General features: G+C 70.6%; 18 protein-coding genes. 8 read left to right on the forward strand and 10 right to left on the reverse strand.

All coding sequences use genetic code 11. The features are described 5' to 3' along the window. Positions 1-42: 42 nt before the first annotated feature. Together Actkin_RS23870 and Actkin_RS23875 are read left to right on the forward strand one after the other, a co-directional pair. On the forward strand, positions 43-600 hold the full coding sequence (locus Actkin_RS23870; RefSeq protein WP_258904331.1) for a GNAT family N-acetyltransferase: 558 nt from the start codon (positions 43-45) through the stop codon (positions 598-600). Between the two features lie 116 nt (positions 601-716). After that, the gene (locus Actkin_RS23875) at positions 717-1226 is read left to right on the forward strand and encodes a YqaA family protein (RefSeq protein ID WP_189211638.1); all 510 of its coding nucleotides are present in this window, start codon (positions 717-719) and stop codon (positions 1224-1226) included. Positions 1227-1269: 43 nt separating this feature from the next. On the opposite strand, the gene Actkin_RS23880 is transcribed toward Actkin_RS23875, so the two are convergent. The 5 genes from Actkin_RS23880 to Actkin_RS23900 all read right to left on the reverse strand — a co-directional run bounded on the left by Actkin_RS23880 (position 1270) and on the right by Actkin_RS23900 (position 4255). Then, positions 1270-2139, reverse strand: coding sequence for a helix-turn-helix domain-containing protein (locus Actkin_RS23880; protein WP_258904332.1), 870 nt, complete (start codon positions 2137-2139; stop codon positions 1270-1272). A gap of 68 nt (positions 2140-2207) precedes the next feature. Further along, positions 2208-2447, reverse strand: a complete 240-nt coding sequence (locus tag Actkin_RS23885; protein WP_189211640.1) for a DUF2277 domain-containing protein — start codon at positions 2445-2447, stop codon at positions 2208-2210. 17 nt (positions 2448-2464) lie between these two features. Next, positions 2465-2941, reverse strand: coding sequence for a GyrI-like domain-containing protein (locus tag Actkin_RS23890; protein ID WP_258904333.1), 477 nt, complete (start codon positions 2939-2941; stop codon positions 2465-2467). 10 nt (positions 2942-2951) lie between these two features. After that, on the reverse strand, positions 2952-3830 hold the full coding sequence (locus Actkin_RS23895; protein ID WP_258904334.1) for an RNA polymerase subunit sigma-70: 879 nt from the start codon (positions 3828-3830) through the stop codon (positions 2952-2954). Between the two features lie 47 nt (positions 3831-3877). Then, positions 3878-4255: a hypothetical protein gene (locus Actkin_RS23900; RefSeq protein WP_189211643.1), complete on the reverse strand. Its 378-nt coding sequence runs from the start codon at positions 4253-4255 to the stop codon at positions 3878-3880. Between the two features lie 249 nt (positions 4256-4504). Here Actkin_RS23900 and Actkin_RS23905 point away from each other — a divergent pair, with 249 nt between their 5' ends. Then, positions 4505-5785 carry an MFS transporter gene (locus Actkin_RS23905; RefSeq protein ID WP_258904335.1) on the forward strand — a complete coding sequence of 427 codons (1281 nt, stop codon included), beginning with the start codon at positions 4505-4507 and terminating at the stop codon, positions 5783-5785. Positions 5786-5789: 4 nt separating this feature from the next. On the opposite strand, the gene Actkin_RS23910 is transcribed toward Actkin_RS23905, so the two are convergent. Continuing rightward, positions 5790-6284, reverse strand: a complete 495-nt coding sequence (locus Actkin_RS23910) for a GNAT family N-acetyltransferase (protein WP_258904336.1) — start codon at positions 6282-6284, stop codon at positions 5790-5792. A gap of 456 nt (positions 6285-6740) precedes the next feature. Between Actkin_RS23910 and Actkin_RS23915 the strand changes: the two genes are divergently transcribed. The 5 genes from Actkin_RS23915 (at position 6741) to Actkin_RS23935 (ending at position 10877) form a co-directional block, all read left to right on the forward strand. Further along, positions 6741-7484 carry a 2OG-Fe dioxygenase family protein gene (locus Actkin_RS23915; RefSeq protein ID WP_258904337.1) on the forward strand — a complete coding sequence of 248 codons (744 nt, stop codon included), beginning with the start codon at positions 6741-6743 and terminating at the stop codon, positions 7482-7484. A gap of 46 nt (positions 7485-7530) precedes the next feature. After that, the gene (gene yedA / locus Actkin_RS23920; RefSeq protein ID WP_258904338.1) at positions 7531-8475 is read left to right on the forward strand and encodes a drug/metabolite exporter YedA; all 945 of its coding nucleotides are present in this window, start codon (positions 7531-7533) and stop codon (positions 8473-8475) included. A 105-nt stretch (positions 8476-8580) separates the two neighbouring features. Then, a complete protein-coding gene (locus tag Actkin_RS23925) occupies positions 8581-9168 on the forward strand; it encodes a formyltransferase family protein (protein ID WP_258904339.1) in 588 nt (195 codons plus the stop codon). A 19-nt stretch (positions 9169-9187) separates the two neighbouring features. Then, positions 9188-10381 (forward strand): argininosuccinate synthase, encoded by a 1194-nt coding sequence (locus Actkin_RS23930; RefSeq protein ID WP_258904340.1) that lies wholly within the window; start codon positions 9188-9190, stop codon positions 10379-10381. 109 nt (positions 10382-10490) lie between these two features. Further along, positions 10491-10877 carry a RidA family protein gene (locus Actkin_RS23935; RefSeq protein ID WP_258904341.1) on the forward strand — a complete coding sequence of 129 codons (387 nt, stop codon included), beginning with the start codon at positions 10491-10493 and terminating at the stop codon, positions 10875-10877. A 133-nt stretch (positions 10878-11010) separates the two neighbouring features. Here the strand turns inward: Actkin_RS23935 and Actkin_RS23940 are convergent, their stop codons facing one another. The 4 genes from Actkin_RS23940 to Actkin_RS23955 form a co-directional block, all read right to left on the reverse strand. Further along, positions 11011-11448, reverse strand: a complete 438-nt coding sequence (locus Actkin_RS23940) for a hypothetical protein (protein ID WP_189211645.1) — start codon at positions 11446-11448, stop codon at positions 11011-11013. After that, positions 11449-12195, reverse strand: a complete 747-nt coding sequence (dapB, locus tag Actkin_RS23945) for a 4-hydroxy-tetrahydrodipicolinate reductase (protein WP_258904342.1) — start codon at positions 12193-12195, stop codon at positions 11449-11451. It lies immediately after the preceding gene. Continuing rightward, entirely contained in the window at positions 12192-13544 is a 1353-nt protein-coding gene (locus Actkin_RS23950) for a M16 family metallopeptidase (RefSeq protein WP_229787010.1), read from the reverse strand. Before Actkin_RS23950 ends, dapB begins: the two co-directional genes overlap by 4 nt. Before the next feature lie 77 nt (positions 13545-13621). Further along, a complete protein-coding gene (locus Actkin_RS23955) occupies positions 13622-15868 on the reverse strand; it encodes a polyribonucleotide nucleotidyltransferase (protein WP_189211647.1) in 2247 nt (748 codons plus the stop codon). Positions 15869-16038: the final 170 nt, after the last annotated feature.

Raw genomic sequence — 16038 nt, forward strand, 5'->3', positions numbered from 1 at the left:
TTCCCGCCAAGGCGTCGGGGCCGGTCCGATAGGTTCGCGGGCATGGCCGAAGCCGCCGTGCGCCCCGCCCTGCCGACGGATGTCGCCGAGATCGCCCGCATCCAGGTCTCGACCTGGCAGTCGGGCTACGCCGACCTCCTCCCGCCCGACGTGCTCGCGGGCCTGGACGCCGAGGCCGCCGCCACCCAGTGGCTGCGGACGATCGAGCAGGGCCCGGCCAGCGTGCTCGTGGCGACCGAGGGCCGGTGGGTGGTCGGGTTCTGCAGCGCCGGGGCGTCGCCGGAGTCGGAGTCCGCGGCTGCGGACGGCACGCCCGCGCCGGACGCGGAGACGGTCGGCTTGATCGCGACCCTGCTGGTCGAGCCCCGCTGGGGCCGCCGAGGACACGGGACGCGCCTGCTCGCCGCGGCCGGTGACGCGCTGCGCGCGGCGGGCATGACCAGGGCGATCGCCTGGACGCCCGAGCAGAACACCGCGGGCAGGCGCTTCTACCGGCGCGCGGGCTGGACCCCGGACGGCGTCCTCCGGACCCTGGACGCGGGCGGACGCCCGCTGCGTGAAATCCGGTTCACCGGTCCGGTGGCGCTCCCGCTGGAGTGAGTAACGTTCGGCCGTCCAGTGGTGACTAGACGGAGTACCGGTCCGGTTCCGCTCCCCGGGTGGGGGACGGTCAGGTAACGTCTGGGTCACGGGGTAGCTGTCAGGGGGTCCGACACGTGTGGACGTGGCTGTGCGTCGCGCTCGCCGTCGCGGTCGGGTCCGCGCTGATCCCGTTCCTGAACCTCGAGTTGTTCGTGGTCGGCCTGGCGATGCAGCGCCCGGACATCCCGTGGGCGCTGATGGCGGCGGTGGTCGCGGTCGGCCACGTGACGGGCAAGCTGTTCTACTACTACGCCGCGCGCGGCTCGATCCACCTGCCGAGGTTCATGCACCGCCGCGAGAAGGTGATGACCGACCGGCGGCTCCGATGGCAGCTGAGGACGAAACGCATCCGCGGGTGGGTGTCCTGGCTGCGCGAGAAGTGCGAGGCGCACCCCCACTGGATGTTCGGCACGTACAGCGTGAGCGCGGTGGCGGGCCTGCCCCCGTTCATGGCGATGACGGTGCTGGCGGGGTTGGTGCGGATGAAGGTGACGGCGTTCCTCAGCGCGGGGATAGCCGGGCGGTTCGTCCGGTTCAGCCTCCTGGCCGCCTCACCGGCGATGTTCCACGGGTGGTTCCACTAGGAAGGCAGCCCAGGCGGACGGGGGGAAGTGCCCGGCGTTTGCCTCAGTCACCGTTGCCCGCCTCCAACTTGTCGTAGTAGTCGGCGTATTCGCTGAGGATGAAGCGCGAGTCGCGGGCGCTCAGCGCCTGCTCACCGAGCTTCCCCAGCACGAGCCGGTAGCTGGCGATGTCACCGGGCTGCTCCAGAAACAGGCAGCGGTTCTGGGTTTCCACGTAAACCACCGGGTCGTGGTCGGCGAACTGCATATAGGTGAACGGTCCGCCCATTCCCGCGTGTGGGCCGAGGGATTCTGGGATGACCCGCACGGCACAACCATCCTGCGAGGACGTGAGGAGGAGCTTCAACAGCTGTTCGTGCATCGCCGCTGGCCCACCGATGGGGAGCCGGAGCGCGTGTTCGTGGAGGTAGAAGACGAACGTCGGGGAATCCGGGCCGCGCACCAGCGATTGGCGCGCCAGCCTGCCCGCCACCCGGGGCTCGATCCCGTCCTCGGGAACCAGCCCGGTGCCCCGGATCATCGACCGCGCGTACTCCTCGGTCTGCAGGAGGCCCGGCACGCGGTTGATCTCCAGGCAGTAGATCAGGGTGGCGGTCGTCTCGTGCATGATGAGGGTGCGCAGCTGATCGGAAACCCGGTTGCTGGCTGGCTGCACCCAGGGGCCAGGCCGGTCGTCCTCGCACAGCCTGACGATGCGCTCGACCGTCTCCGGCTTGGCGCGGAGGTAGCCGAGCAGGATCGCGGCCTCGGTTCCCGTGCAGCGGTTCAGTCCGCGCTCGACGCGCGAGAGCTTGCTGTTCGACCAGCCCAGCATGGCGGCCAGCTTCATACCGCTGACGCCCGCGGCCTCCCGGGCAGTGCGCAGTTCATCACCGAGTTCCCGCCTGCGGGCGGACGTCTGAATCGCGGTCATGCGGGCACGCTAGCGGCCCTGACCTGCGCCAACCTCCCGATCCGGAGCTATTGCACCGGATCGGATCACTAGCTGGCTTCTTTTGTCCCGGGGGCAACGCGGGAACCCTTGACGACCAGGCCCTCCAGCAGTTCCTCCGTGGCGGCCGCGATGGCGGCGACGGCGCGCTCGAAGACCTCCGCGTTGTGGGCTGCCGGGCGGTGGAAGCCGGAGATCTTGCGGACGTACTGCCGCGCGGCGGCCTCGACGTCCGCCACGCCGGGGTCTTCGGTGTATGGGGGCCTGAGCGTCTTGATACTGCGGCACATGCCCCCATACTGCCCCCTCACTCCCTGATCAGGTACGCAATCTCCGTCTCCCAGCGTGCCGGGTCGGGCTCGACCTGCGGGTCCGTGCGATACGACTCGTACCGGCACACCCACCGGCCCTCGGTGACGTCCCAGCGGACGCCCTCGCGGGCCGCCCACGACTCCAGCACGCCGAACGACTCCGCGATCCGGTCCGGGTGGCCGCGGTGGACCAGCACGGCGTACCGGCCCGCGGGCAGCACACCGGCCCGCACCCGGTCCGACGCGGGCACGTCACCCGCGACCGGCCAGCCGACCTCCACCTCGATCGGCGTGGTCGCGTCCCCCGCGTAGTACCGGTACAGCGGCGGGCCTGCCGGCGCGATGCCGTGTCCCGTCAGCCACTCCAGCACCTCCGGCACCAGGGCGTTCACCCTGCCCCACTCCGCCAGCGTCGCCTTCTCCGTGATCCCGGCGTACGACACCGCCGGGCGGTCCTCGATCCTCGGTTCCATGGCTCTCCCTTCACCCACCACTACGAGTGGGCGCGGGAGAACTCATCGGCAGCCCGAACACCGCGAACAACTCCGGCATCAGCCAGGTCGTGGTGGCGGTCACCAGCCCGTCCGCCGCCTCGATGCCGACCACGGCGAACGGCCGCCCGGCGGCGTCGTACTGGCCGAACCCGCCCCGCACCGGCACCAGCGTGTGCCCGACGCACGCGTCGGCGTGGGAGAACGCCGTCCCGATGGCGTCGCGGCCGCGCAGCCACCAGGTGAACGGCGGCATCGACATGGTGGCGTCCTCGTGCAGTAGCGCGACGAGACCTTCCACGTCGTGGTTGAGGAACGCCGCGCAGTACGCCTCCAACAGCGCCGGATCGGGGTCCGACGACGGCGGCACGGCGGGCAGCGCGGCCCGGGCGCGCTGCAAGGCGCTGTTCACCGCGGCCACGCTCGTCGACAGCAGCCCGGCGACCTCCTCCGCCCGCCACGCCAGCACGTCCCGCAGGATCAGCACCGCGCGCTGCTTGGGCGGCAGCACCTGCAGGGCGGCGACGAACGCCAGCCGCACCGACTCCCGCTCCTCCACCGCCATCGCCGGGTCGACCGGCGCGGGCAGCACCCACGCCGTCTCCGGCAGGGGCGCGCCGATGTCGGGTCCGGTCGCGGGCGCGCCGACGAGCGGGCCGCGGCGGCGGGTCGCCGAACGCAACGCGTCGAGGCACACGTTGGTGGCGATGGTGAACAGCCACGCCCGCAGCGGTCGGGACGGGTCATAGCGCTCGCGGGAGCGCCAGGCGCGCAGGAAGGTCTCCTGCACGGCGTCCTCGGCGTCGAACGGGGAGCCGAGCATCCGGTAGCAGTAGGCGCTCAGCGCGCTCCGGTGCTGGTCGAGGTCCACGCGGGCGACGGTACCGGCGCCGGGGTGACCGGCGCCGGCGGCGCGTATCAGCCCGAGACGGTCAGGCTGTAACCCGCGATGCCGAGCTGGCAGTGGTACGAGGTGAACACGCCCGCGGCGACGCCGTTGGCGCCGGTCTGGTCGCAGGTCTCGACGGTGTTGAAGGCCGAGCCGAAGGTGTTGAGGTACACGCCGCTGACCGTCCCCGGCGCGGCCGTGACGAGGACACTGTAGCCAGCGATCCCGAGCTGGCAGGTGTAGGACGAGAACACCCCGCCCGCCACGCCGCGGTCGCCGGTGTCCTCGCAGTGGCTCAGCGGCCCGACGTACAGGTAAGCGGTGTCATCGGCGTTGGCGGTGCCCGCGGACATCGCGAACGCGGCTGCGCCAGCGGCGAGCACGGCGGCGGCCTTGCGGATCAACATGCTGCCTCCCAGTCGAATGAGCGCCATGTGACGGCGCCACGGGGTGGAGGCTAACCAACAGTTGATTGTCCACAATGGATCGCTGGGCGACCGTGATAGCCAGTGGTGAGCCAGCATCGATCAAGCCGCGCGGAAAACCCGCCGTTATGTCGGATTCGCCGCCTTCTTGATCACCGCGGGTTGATCATGTGACGTGGATCATCAGCGGCGGACCGTATCCTGGCGCGCGGACGGAAGTGGGGGTGGACCGTGCGCACGGTTCAGGCGTTCGGCGCGATGTCCGGGCCGGTCAGGCTGCTCGTCGTCAACAACTTCGGCGTGAACCTCGGCTTCTACCTGATCGTCCCGCACCTCGCGACGCATCTCGGCGGGCTCGGGCTGACCGTCGGCGCGGTCGGCCTGGTGATCGCGATGCGGTCGGTCAGCCAGCAGGGCATGACGCTGGCCAGCGGCTCCGCGGCGGACCGCATCGGCCCGCGCCCGCTGATCCTGCTCGGCTGCGGGCTGCGCACGGTGGGCTTCGGGATGTTCGCGTTCGTCGAGTCCCTGCCCGCGGTGCTCGTCGCCTCCGTGCTGACCGGGCTCGCGGGCGCGGTCTTCGCCCCGGCCGCGCGGACCTACCTGACCCGTGCGGTGGCCCAGGAGAAGCGGCTCGTCGCCTATTCCGTCTACAGCGCCGCGCACAACGCAGGCGCGCTGCTCGGCCCACTGCTGGGCAGCGCCCTGCTGCTGGTCGACTTCGCCGCGGTCGCCATCGTGGCCGCCGGGATCTTCGCGGTGCTGACCGTCTGGCAGGCGTTCGCTTTGCCGCCCCAGCCTGCCGAACAGGCGAAACAGTCCGTCATGCGGGATTGGCGCGAGGTGGTGGCGACGCCGGGTTTCGCGGTTTACACCATCGCGGCGGCCGGGCTCTATGTCGCGTTCAACCAGTTGTACCTGCTGCTTCCGCTCGAAGCCGAGCGGGTGACCGGATTCGCCGGGGCCATCAGCGCCGTTTTCGTCGTCAATACCGTGATCGGTTTGGTGGGGAGTGTCCCAATAACCCGATTCTTCGTCACCCGTTTCGGGTCGGCGGGAGCGTTGTCGGCGGGCCTCGCGCTCTGCGCAGCCGCATTCGCCGTCCTGGCGGTCAGCGCGACCTGGCAACCGGCGACACCGGCCATCGCGGAATTCCACCCGTCCGCCCTTCCCGGTCTGTTGTGGTCGATGACGCCGTTGTTGTTGTCGACCGTGGTGCTCTCCATCGGCTGCACGGTCGCGTTCCCGGTTTCCAGCGATCTGGCGGTCGCCTATGTCCGCAGTGGCCTCAGCGGCACCGCGCTCGGCCTGGCGGGCACGGCGGCGGGCGTGATCGGCGCGGCGGGCACCGCGCTGGCAGGCGTGCTGACCGACGTGGCCGCCCGGGTCGGGGCGCCCGCGCTGCCCTGGGCGGCGATGACCGCGCTCTGCGGGGCGTCGGCGGGCACGCTCGTGCTGCTCAGGCGGCGTGGCCGGGTGCCCGTCGGGTCCGGGTTCGACGACCGGCGCTGACGGCTCAGAGCGCGCGGATCATGCGCACGTTGCCCAGGGTGTTGGGCTTGGCGTGGCCCAGGTCGATGAACAGCGCGCCGTCGTCGGCGGACAGGCCCATGCGGCCGCAGCTCACCGACACCGGCTGCGGCACCTCGCTCACCGCGCGGAACCCGTGGCGGGCGAAGAACTCCGTCTGGAAGGTCAGCACGTAGACCCGGCCGAGCCCGCGCGCCTTCGCCGCGGCCAGCAGGCACTCGACCACCAGCGACCCGACGCCGCGCCCGTGCTCGCCCGGCCGCACCGCGACGGAGGCGATCTCCCCGACGTCGCCGCCGCGCGGGTGCAGCGCTCCGCAGGCCACGACCTCGCCGACCCGCTCGATGACCAGGAAATCCGACAGGACCTCGGACAGCGCCGCCAGGTCGCGGCCCAGCATGGCCGTCCCCGCGTAGCGGTCGATGATGGCCTTCACCGCGCGTACGTCGCGCGGCTCAGCGGGCCGCACAAGCACAGTCACGGCCAGCACGCTACCCACACCGGAACACCCGGTGCCACAATCAGACTGACCGGTTCCTCTTTGTGCCCGGGCATAGCGGCGGAAATCCCTCATCAGCGACAGAATTGCACGGATGCTCATTTCAGGGCGGACCAGTTCCACCCCTCCGGCAGCGTAACCGCCACTGCGCCATTCGGGTAGTTTCGTTGCCGCCTCCCAGCATGCTTGCCCCACGTTGTCAAGTGATGCCATACTCCCCTTCATCAGGCGAGTTGCGATGAGCTCGCGATGGGGGCCCAACCGGGGGGCGGAACATCAATGAGTTTTATTCATTCTCCCTTGGCGCGCTCAGCCGGTAGGGGAGGCTGATTCGCGAGCCGACGAACCGACGTCGTTCATCGTTGTGACACGCGCGAATCCGTTCCCCGAATCGCCGATCCCACCACGACCGTTGCCCGTGCTATCCGGGAGCCACGCATGCACGACGAACTCCAGCTTGTCGACATCAAGGGCCAGTTACGCGACCAGGGCCACTCCCTGGTCCGCGGCCCCGAACTGCCGCTCGACCCCGCGGTGCGGGAGCACGAGGAGGCCCTGGCCGCCGAGTGGGACAACCTCGGCCCGGACAACTACCTCAAGGGCGGCGGGCGCTTCCGCGAGCGCCGATACGGCCGCTACTGCTACATCCCCGCCGAGCGCAGCATCCGACTCCTCGCGCACCAACCGTACTACCAGTCGCCGATGGCGAACACGTACGCGGGCGGCATCCACCGCGTGGTCGACCCGCTGACCCAGTCCAGTGTGGACAACCCGCTGATGAACGCCCTCATCGAGTTCAACTACGCGCAGTTCCCCGTCGCGCCCGAGTGGGACGCCGACGCGTGGGAGGTGGCCTGCCACCAGTTCCGCATCATCGCCACGCCCGACGAGGTCGGCGAGCCGACGCCGGAGGGCATCCACCGCGACGAGATCGACTTCGGCGCGATCCACCTGATGTCGCGGACCAACGTCGCGGGCGGGGTCTCCCTCGTCTACGACAACGACCGGCGGCCGATCGCGGAGTTCGCGCTGGAGTCCAGGATGGACACCATGTTCTGGGCGGACCACGACGTGCTGCACGCGGTCACGCCGATCACGCCAGCCGACCCCCGCCGCCCGGCGGTCCGGGACATCCTGATCCTCGGCTACCGCAGGGTTCCCGAGTTGCGGGACGCCAGCTGATCCCTTCACCGAGGGGAACCGAGCAAACGAGAGAATGAGTGGGAACGTGAACACCGGCAGCAAGACGCAGTCGTCCCTCACGCCAACCGTGATCGCGGCGCTGATCATCGTCTACATCGTCTGGGGCTCGACCTACCTGGCGATCGATCTGACCCTGGCCACCATGCCCCCGTTCATCATGACGGGGATGCGCTTCCTGGCAGCCGGGATCATCCTGGCCACGTTCCTGCTCATCCGCGGGTACCGGCTCCCAACCGGCAAGCAGTGGCTGAACTGCGCCATCATCGGCGCGCTGATGCAGGGCGGCTGCGTGGGCAGCATCGCCATCGCGCAGCAGTCCATCACCAGCGGCCTCGCCGCGGTGGGCATCGCGACCGTCCCCATCTGGACGGCGCTGCTCGCCGGGGCGTTCACCCGCAGGTGGCCCAACCACTTCGAGGTCGTGGGCATCGCGTTCGGCTTCATCGGCGTCATCGCGCTGAACGTCGAGGGCGGCATCTCCGGCGCGTCCAAGGGCGCGATCATCATCGTGGTGGCGGCGCTGTGCTGGTCGATCGGCTCGGTGCTCAGCCAGCACGTCGAACTGCCAGCGGGCCCGATGGCGTACGCGGGCGAGATGCTCGCGGGCGGCGCCATCACCGCGCTCGCTGGCCTGGCCTTCGGCGAGTCGTTCAGCACGATGCCCGACGCCGGCGCGATCTGGTCCTGGGTCTACCTGGTCGTGGCGGGCTCGCTGGGCGCGTACAGCGCGTACATGTACCTGTTGAAGACGGTCCGGACCGCACTGGCGACGAGCTACACGCTGGTGACCCCGGCCATCGCGGTCCTGCTCGGGTGGTGGTTCCTCAGCGAGGACATCACCCTGCTCACCGTCCTGGCGGTGGCGGCGGTGATCTGCGGCGTCGGGTTCATCTTCAAGGGCCGCGCGGTCAAGTCGAAGACCGAGGAGGAGGCGAAGGAGCCCTCGTCCTCCTCCGACAGCTCATCGTGATTTCCAGGCACCACAACGGTCCGAGGTCCCGCCCGGTCCACCGGGCGGGGCCCAGGGCCGCACCATTCCGCACCGGCGACCCTGGACGGGAGAGACTGGGGGAACATGATCAAGGAGAGCGTCTTATTCATCGGTGACACCTCCCGGTGGAGCGCATTGGCCGCCAGCTACCTCGACGACGTGTTCGAGAAGGTGGACACGCTGCTCTGGGACCACGGGGACCCGAAGCCCGACATCATCGACACCTGGTCGGGCGACCGCGTCTTCTGCTTCAAGGCGGACCTCGTGCTCAGCCCGGCCCTGCTGAACCGGGTCCGGGGCAGCGCGATCAACTTCCACCCCTCGCCGCCGCGCTACCGGGGGGTCGGGGGCTACCACTTCGCCATCAAGGACGGCTGCACCGAGTTCGGCGTCACCTGCCACCACATCGTCCGCAAGATCGACGCGGGCCGGATCATCCAGGTCCGGCGGTTCCCGATCACCCCGAACGAGACCGGGGCCGGGCTGACCGAGCGGGCGGGGGCGTACCTGCTGCTGCTGTTCTACGAGATGGTCGACCTCATCCGCACCGGCCAGCCGCTGCCGGAGTCGGACGAGGAGTGGGGCGAGCGCCTCTACACCAGGAAGATGCTGGCCGAACTGCTGCGCACCGGCCGCGTCGAGGCCCTCGACGCGACGCTGACCACCGCATAGCCCGGGTAAGGAGAATCAGGTGAAGATCGTTCTGGCCTACTCCGGTGGGCTCGACACCTCGCTCGCCCTGGCCTGGCTGCGGCGGACCTACGACGCCGAGGTCGTGGCCTTCTGCGCCAACCTCGGCCAGGTCGAGGACCTCGGCGAGGCCGAGGCCAGGGCCAAGGCCAACGGCGCCACCTCGGTCTACGTCGAGGACCTGCGCCACGAGTTCCTGACCGACTACGCGTTCCGCGCCCTGCGCGCCGACGCGGTGTTCGAGACGCGCTACCACATGGCGGCGTCGCTGAGCAGGCCGCTGATCGCCAAGCGGCTGGTAGAGATCGCCAAGGCGGAGAACGCCCACGCCGTCGCCCACGGCGCGACGGGCAAGGGCAACGACCAGGTCCGGTTCTTCGCGGGCATCGCCGCGCTCGCCCCGGAGCTGCGGGTGATCGCGCCGGTCATGGAGTGGGACCTCACCACCCGGGCCCGGCAGATCGCCTTCGCCGAGGAGAACGCGGTGTCCATCCCGGCGTTCAAGTCCAGCCCGTACAGCCGCGACACCAACATCTGGGGCACCAGCGTCGAATGCGGCCCGCTGGACGACATCGCGCTGGCTCCGCCGGAGGAGGTCTACACCATCACCCGGTCGCCGGAGTCGGCGCCCGACCGCCCGCTGCTGGTGCGGATCGGGTTCGAGAACGGCGTGCCCTGCCTGGTGGACGGCGAGCGGCTCGACCCGGTCACCCTGGTGCGGCACCTCAACCAGGTCGCGGGCGAGCACGGGGTCGGGCGCATCGACATCATGGAGAACCGGCTGGTGGGCATCAAGGTGCGCGGGGTGTACGAGGCGCCCGCGGCCGCCGTGCTCTACGAGGCCCACCGCGAGCTGGAGAACCTGGTCCTCGAACGGGACCTGTTCCAGTACAAGGCTCTGCTGTCGAAGAAGTACGCCGAGCTGGTGTACGACGCCAAGTGGTTCTCGGCGCTGCGCGGCTCCCTCGACGCGTTCTTCGACGACGTGCGCAGGCGGGTGACGGGCGAGGTGACGGTCAAGCTCTACAAGGGATCGGCGACGGTCGTGGCGCGCCAGTCGGAGAACTCGCTGTACCACCTGGACTTCGCCTCGTACGAGTCCGAGGCGGCGTTCGACCACAGCGCGGGCACCGGGTTCTCCTACATCTGGTCCATGCCCGGCCGCGTCTCGGGCCTGCGCGGCGCGATCGGCTGACCGGGCCGTCACCTTCGGGTGACACGACGGCGTGGGAGGGCGGTCTCGACGAGCTCGGGTGTCGATCCTGGGCGGGTATCCCAGGATCGACACCCGAGGAGTCCCGGTCATGCGCACCATCCAGCACAGCCCGACCGACGGCATCTACCCCGCCACCCCGGACTACGTCCACGCCATGGAGGTCCGCGGCGCCGAGCGCCTGCTGTTCATCGCGGGCACGATGGGCCTGGACCCCCAGGGCACACCGGGCGCGACCCTGGAGACGCAGCTGGACCTGATCTGGTCGAACATCCGGCGCGTGCTGGCGGACGCGGACATGACGGTGGCCAACATCGTCCGCATCACCAGCTACCTCCGCGACGCCTCCTACGCCGAAGCCAACGCCGCGGCCCGCACCAAGGCCCTCGATGGCCGCGTCGTACCGACCACGGCCATCGTCGCCCAGACCCTCTCGGAGGACTGGCTGGTCGAGGTGGAGGTCATCGCCGCGGGCTGAGCGCGCGGAAGCAGACCGATGTGATCGGTCAGAGCGCGGGCAAGGGGGCCAGGCCAAGAACTGCCGTCGTGGTCGCGCTGATGGGGCCACCAGCCACCACACGGACCGGCTGACCTGACCGGACCAGGTGGAGTCAGCCTGCCAGGTCGATGGCCCTGCGCATGGCCTGGCGGCCGCGGCCGCGGTCGCCTGCGATGTCGTAGGCGACTGCCAGGCGGTACCAGGCGCGCCAGTCGTCGGGGGTGGCCTCGACCTCGGCGCGGCGTTCGTCGAACCAGGCGTCCGCGGCGGCGCGGTCTACTCGGCCGGAGGGGAGGCGGGGCAGGGTCGAGGTGTCGGGTAGGCCGTCTTCGGCCGCCAACCGGCGGCCGAGTTCCTGGGTGCGGATGCCGAAGCGCAGCGTCGACCACAGGACCCACGCGCCGACCAGCGGCAGCAGCAGGACGCCGACGCCGAAGACGACCGCCACCGGCCTGCCGTCGCGGAACAGTTCGAGCGCGCGGCCGCCGAGCAGCACGAAGTAGACCACGACCACCGCGGCCAGGACCCACGACACCGTGCGCGCGGACACCTACAGCTCCAGCACGTTCTCCAGGCCCACGACCAGGCCCGACAGGTCCTGCACCGCCCGCACGCCGTGCAGCACGCCGGGCATGAACGACGTGCGGTCCAGCGAGTCGTGGCGCAGGGTCAGCGTCTCCCCCGAGCCGCCGAACAGCACCTCCTGGTGGGCGACCAGGCCGCTCAGGCGCACCGAGTGCACCCGGACGTCATCGACCGACGCGCCGCGCGCGCCGTCCACTTCGGACGTCGTCGCGTCCGGGACCGGGCCGAGGCCCGCCGCGGCGCGCGCCTCGGAGACCAGCCGCGCGGTGTGCGCCGCCGTGCCCGACGGCGCGTCCGCCTTGCGGTTGTGGTGCAGCTCGATGATCTCGACGGTCTCGTAGTAGCGCGCCGCGATCTGGGCGAACTTCATCGACAGCACCGCGCCGAGCGCGAAGTTGGGGGCGATCAGCACGCCCAGCCCTGGCTTGTCCGCCAGCCACCCGCGCAGCGTGGCGACCTTGTCGTCGCCGAAGCCCGAGGTGCCGACGACCGCGCGGATGCCGTGCTCGACGCAGAAGCGCAGGTTGTCCATCACCGCGTCCGGGTGGGTGAAGTCGACCACGACCTCGGCGCCCACCTCGGTGAGGTCGGACAGCTCGTCGCCAGCGTCGACCTTGGCCACGACCTCCATGTCCGGCGCGGCCTCGACCGCCCGGCACACCTCCGCGCCCATGCGGCCCCGGGCGCCCAGCACCCCCACCCGAATCGTCACCTGGTCACCTCATGCAGTTCGAGCGGCACGTCGTCGGTGTGAGCGTAGGGCCCGACCACGGCGGCGGCGAGGGGACGGGTCAGGATCTCGCGGGCGAGCCGCGCCACATCCTCCGGCGTCACCGCCGCGATGCGGTTCAGGGTCTCCTCGACGGAGAGGTAGTCGCCGTAGGCCAGCTCGCCCTTGCCGATGCGCGACATCCGCGAGCCGGTGTCCTCCATGCCCAGCACGAGCCCGCCGCGCAGCTGGCCCTTGCCGCGGGCCACCTCGGCGTCGGTCAGGCCCTCGCGGGCGACCTGTCCGAGCACCTCGCGCACGACCCCGGCGACCTCGCCGAGCCGGTCGGGCTGGCATCCGGTGTAGACGGACAGGTGGCCGGTGTCGGCGTACGAGGCCACCGACGAGTACACCTGGTAGGCCAGCCCGCGCCGCTCCCGCACCTCCTGGAACAGCCGGGAGCTCATCCCGCCGCCCAGCGCCGCATTGAGCACGCCCAGGGTGAACCGGCGCTCGTCGTGCCGGTCGAGCGCGCGCACGCCCAGCATGAGGTGCGCCTGCTCGGTGTCGTCGGTGTGCAGCACCAGCCGGGGCTGGTTGCCGACCCGCGCCCGGCCCGCGCGCGGCGCGACCGGGGTCTTGTCCCCCGCCAACCGGTCGCGCAAACCCTTGCGCACCAGCGAGAGCACCTGCCGGTGCTCGATGTTGCCCGCGACCGCCAGCACCATGCGCGGCATGGTGTAGCGGCGGCGGTAGAAGCCGTTGAGCGCGCCGCGGGTCATCGCGGTGATCGACTGCTCGGTGCCCAGGACCGGCCTGCCCAGCGGGTGGTCGGCCAGCAGCGCGCCGCAGAACGCGTCGTGCAGCAGGTCCTCGGGGTCGTCGTCGCGCATGGCGATCTCTTCCAGCACGACGCCGCGCTCGGTCTCCACATCGGACTCCGCGCACAGCGCGTCGAAGACCACGTCGGAGACTAGGTCCATCGCCAGCGGCAGGTCCTCGTCGAGGACGTGCGCGTAGTAGCAGGTGTGCTCCTTGGCGGTGAACGCGTTCAGCTCGCCGCCGACGGCGTCGATCTCCTCGGCGATCTGCGCCGCGGAGCGCTTGGCCGTGCCCTTGAACAGCAGGTGCTCGAGGTAGTGCGCAGCGCCCGCGACCGACAGCGGCTCGTCGCGCGAGCCGACGGCGACCCAGATGCCGATGGCCGCCGAGCGCACGCCGGGCATGCGCTCGGTGATCACCCGCATGCCGCCGGGCAGCAGGGTCCGCTTGACCTCGGAGCCCTCCGCGGTCCGGTCGAGCAGGACGGTGCTGCCGACGCGCTGCTTGTGGCCTGGCGTCGAGATCCCCACCGGACCTCGGGCGCCGGTGCTGCGTGGAGAACGGCCGCGGACACCGCCGGTGTCCGCGGCCGTCGACGTGCGCGATGTCACGACTGGGTGGTCGCCTCTGCTGAGTCGTCGGTGGTGGACCCGGCGGCCTCGGCGGACTCGGCGTTCTCCTCGTCCTTGACCAACACCAGGCTGATCTTGCCGCGCTGGTCGATGTCGGCGATCTCCACGCGGAGCTTGTCGCCGACCTTGACCACGTCCTCGACCTTGTTGATCCGCTTGCCCCCGCCGAGCTTGGAGATGTGGATCAGGCCGTCCTTGCCGGGCAGCAGCGAGACGAAGGCGCCGAACGCTGCCGTCTTCACCACGGTGCCGAGGAACCGCTCGCCGACCTTGGGCAGCTGCGGGTTCGCGATGGCGTTGATCAGGCCGATGGCCGCCTCGGCCGAGGGGCCGTCCGCCGCGCCGACGTAGATCGTGCCGTCGTCCTCGATGGAGATGTCGGCGCCGGTCTGCTCGGTGATCGAGTTGATCATCTTGCCCTTGGGGCCGATCACCTCGCCGATCTTGTCGACCGGGATCTTCACCGAGGTCACGCGCGGGGCGTAGGCGCTCATCTCGTCCGGGCGGTCGATGGCCTCGGCCATGACCTCCAGCAGCGTCAGCCGGGCGTCGCGGGCCTGGCCGAGCGCGCCTGCCAGCACCGCGGACGGGATGCCGTCGAGCTTGGTGTCCAGCTGCAGCGCGGTGACGAACTCCTTGGTGCCCGCGACCTTGAAGTCCATGTCGCCGAAGGCGTCCTCGGCGCCGAGGATGTCGGTCAGCGCGACGTACTCGGTCTTGCCGTCGACCTCGTCGGAGACCAGGCCCATGGCGATGCCCGAGACCATGGCCTTCAGCGGGACACCGGCGTTGAGCAGCGACATCGTGGACGCGCAGACCGAGCCCATCGAGGTCGAGCCGTTGGAGCCCAGCGCCTCGGAGACCTGGCGGATGGCGTAGGGGAACTCGTCGCGCTTGGGCAGCACGGGGATGAGCGCCCGCTCGGCCAGCGCGCCGTGGCCGATCTCGCGCCGCTTGGGCGAGCCGACCCGGCCGGTCTCACCGGTGGAGTACGGCGGGAAGTTGTAGTGGTGCAGGTACCGCTTCGTCGTCTCCGGGGAGAGCGAGTCGATGGTCTGCTCCATGCGCAGCATGTTCAGCGTGGTGACGCCCATGATCTGGGTCTCGCCGCGCTCGAACAGCGCCGAGCCGTGCGCCCGGGGCACCACGGCCACCTCGGCGCCGAGCTGGCGGATGTCGGTCAGGCCGCGGCCGTCGATGCGGACCTTCTCGCGCAGGATGCGCTGGCGCACCAGCTTCTTGTTCAGCGCCCGGAACGCGGCGCCGATCTCCTTCTCCCGGCCGGAGAACGCGTCGTTGGTGGCCAGCTTCTCCAGGCACAGCGCCTTGACCTCGTCGAGGCGGCTCTCCCGCTCCTGCTTGCCCGCGATGGTCAGCGCCTGGGCCAGCTCGTCGCTGACGGCGGCGGCGACGGCCTCGAAGGCGTCGGGCTGGTAGGCGGGGAACACCGGGAACTCGGCGGTCTCCTTGGCGGCCAGGGAGGCCAGCTCGGCCTGGGCCTCGCACAGCACCTTGATGAACGGCTTGGCGGCCTCCAGACCGGCGGCCACGACCTCCTCGGTGGGCGCCTGCGCGCCCGCGCCGATCAGGTCGATCACGTTGTCGGTGGCCTCGGCCTCGACCATCATGATCGCCACGTCGTCGCCGACCACGCGCCCGGCGACGACCATGTCGAACACGGCCTTCTCGAGCTGCTCGTGGGTCGGGAACGCCACCCACTGGCCCTCGATCAGCGCGACGCGCACGCCGCCGACCGGGCCGGAGAACGGCAGGCCCGCGAGCTGGGTGGAGGCGGAGGCGGCGTTGATGGCCACCACGTCGTAGAGGTCCTGCGGGTGCAGGCTCATCACGGTGACGACGACCTGGATCTCGTTGCGCAGACCGTCGACGAAGGACGGGCGCAGCGGCCGGTCGATCAGGCGGCAGGCCAGGATCGCGTCGGTGGAGGGACGGCCCTCGCGGCGGAAGAACGCGCCGGGGATGCGGCCCGCGGCGTACATGCGCTCCTCGACGTCCACCGTCAGCGGGAAGAAGTCGAACTGCTCCTTCGGGTGCTTCGACGCGGTGGTCGCCGAGAGGAGCATGGTCTCCTCGTCGAGGTAGGCGACGACGCTGCCCGCGGCCTGGCGGGCCAGCCTGCCGGTCTCGAAGCGGACGGTGCGGGTGCCGTAGGCGCCGTTGTCGATGGTCGCCGTGGTCTCGTGCACGGTGGGTTCGGTCATGATTCTCCTCATCCTGTGGGCGCGCGGGGGCACATGCAGGTGCGCGGTTCGGACGAGGCCGGTCATCGATCGAAGCCACCGGGTTTCCCCACCCGGAAGCCACTACCGAGGACCGGCGAACCTGTCCTGAAGTGCGCGAGCCCGTTTTCTCGTTGTCGTTGTGGACGGGG

The sequence above is a fragment of the Actinokineospora sp. UTMC 2448 genome, from assembly GCF_024760565.1.
GTDB classification, from domain to species: domain Bacteria; phylum Actinomycetota; class Actinomycetes; order Mycobacteriales; family Pseudonocardiaceae; genus Actinokineospora; species Actinokineospora fastidiosa.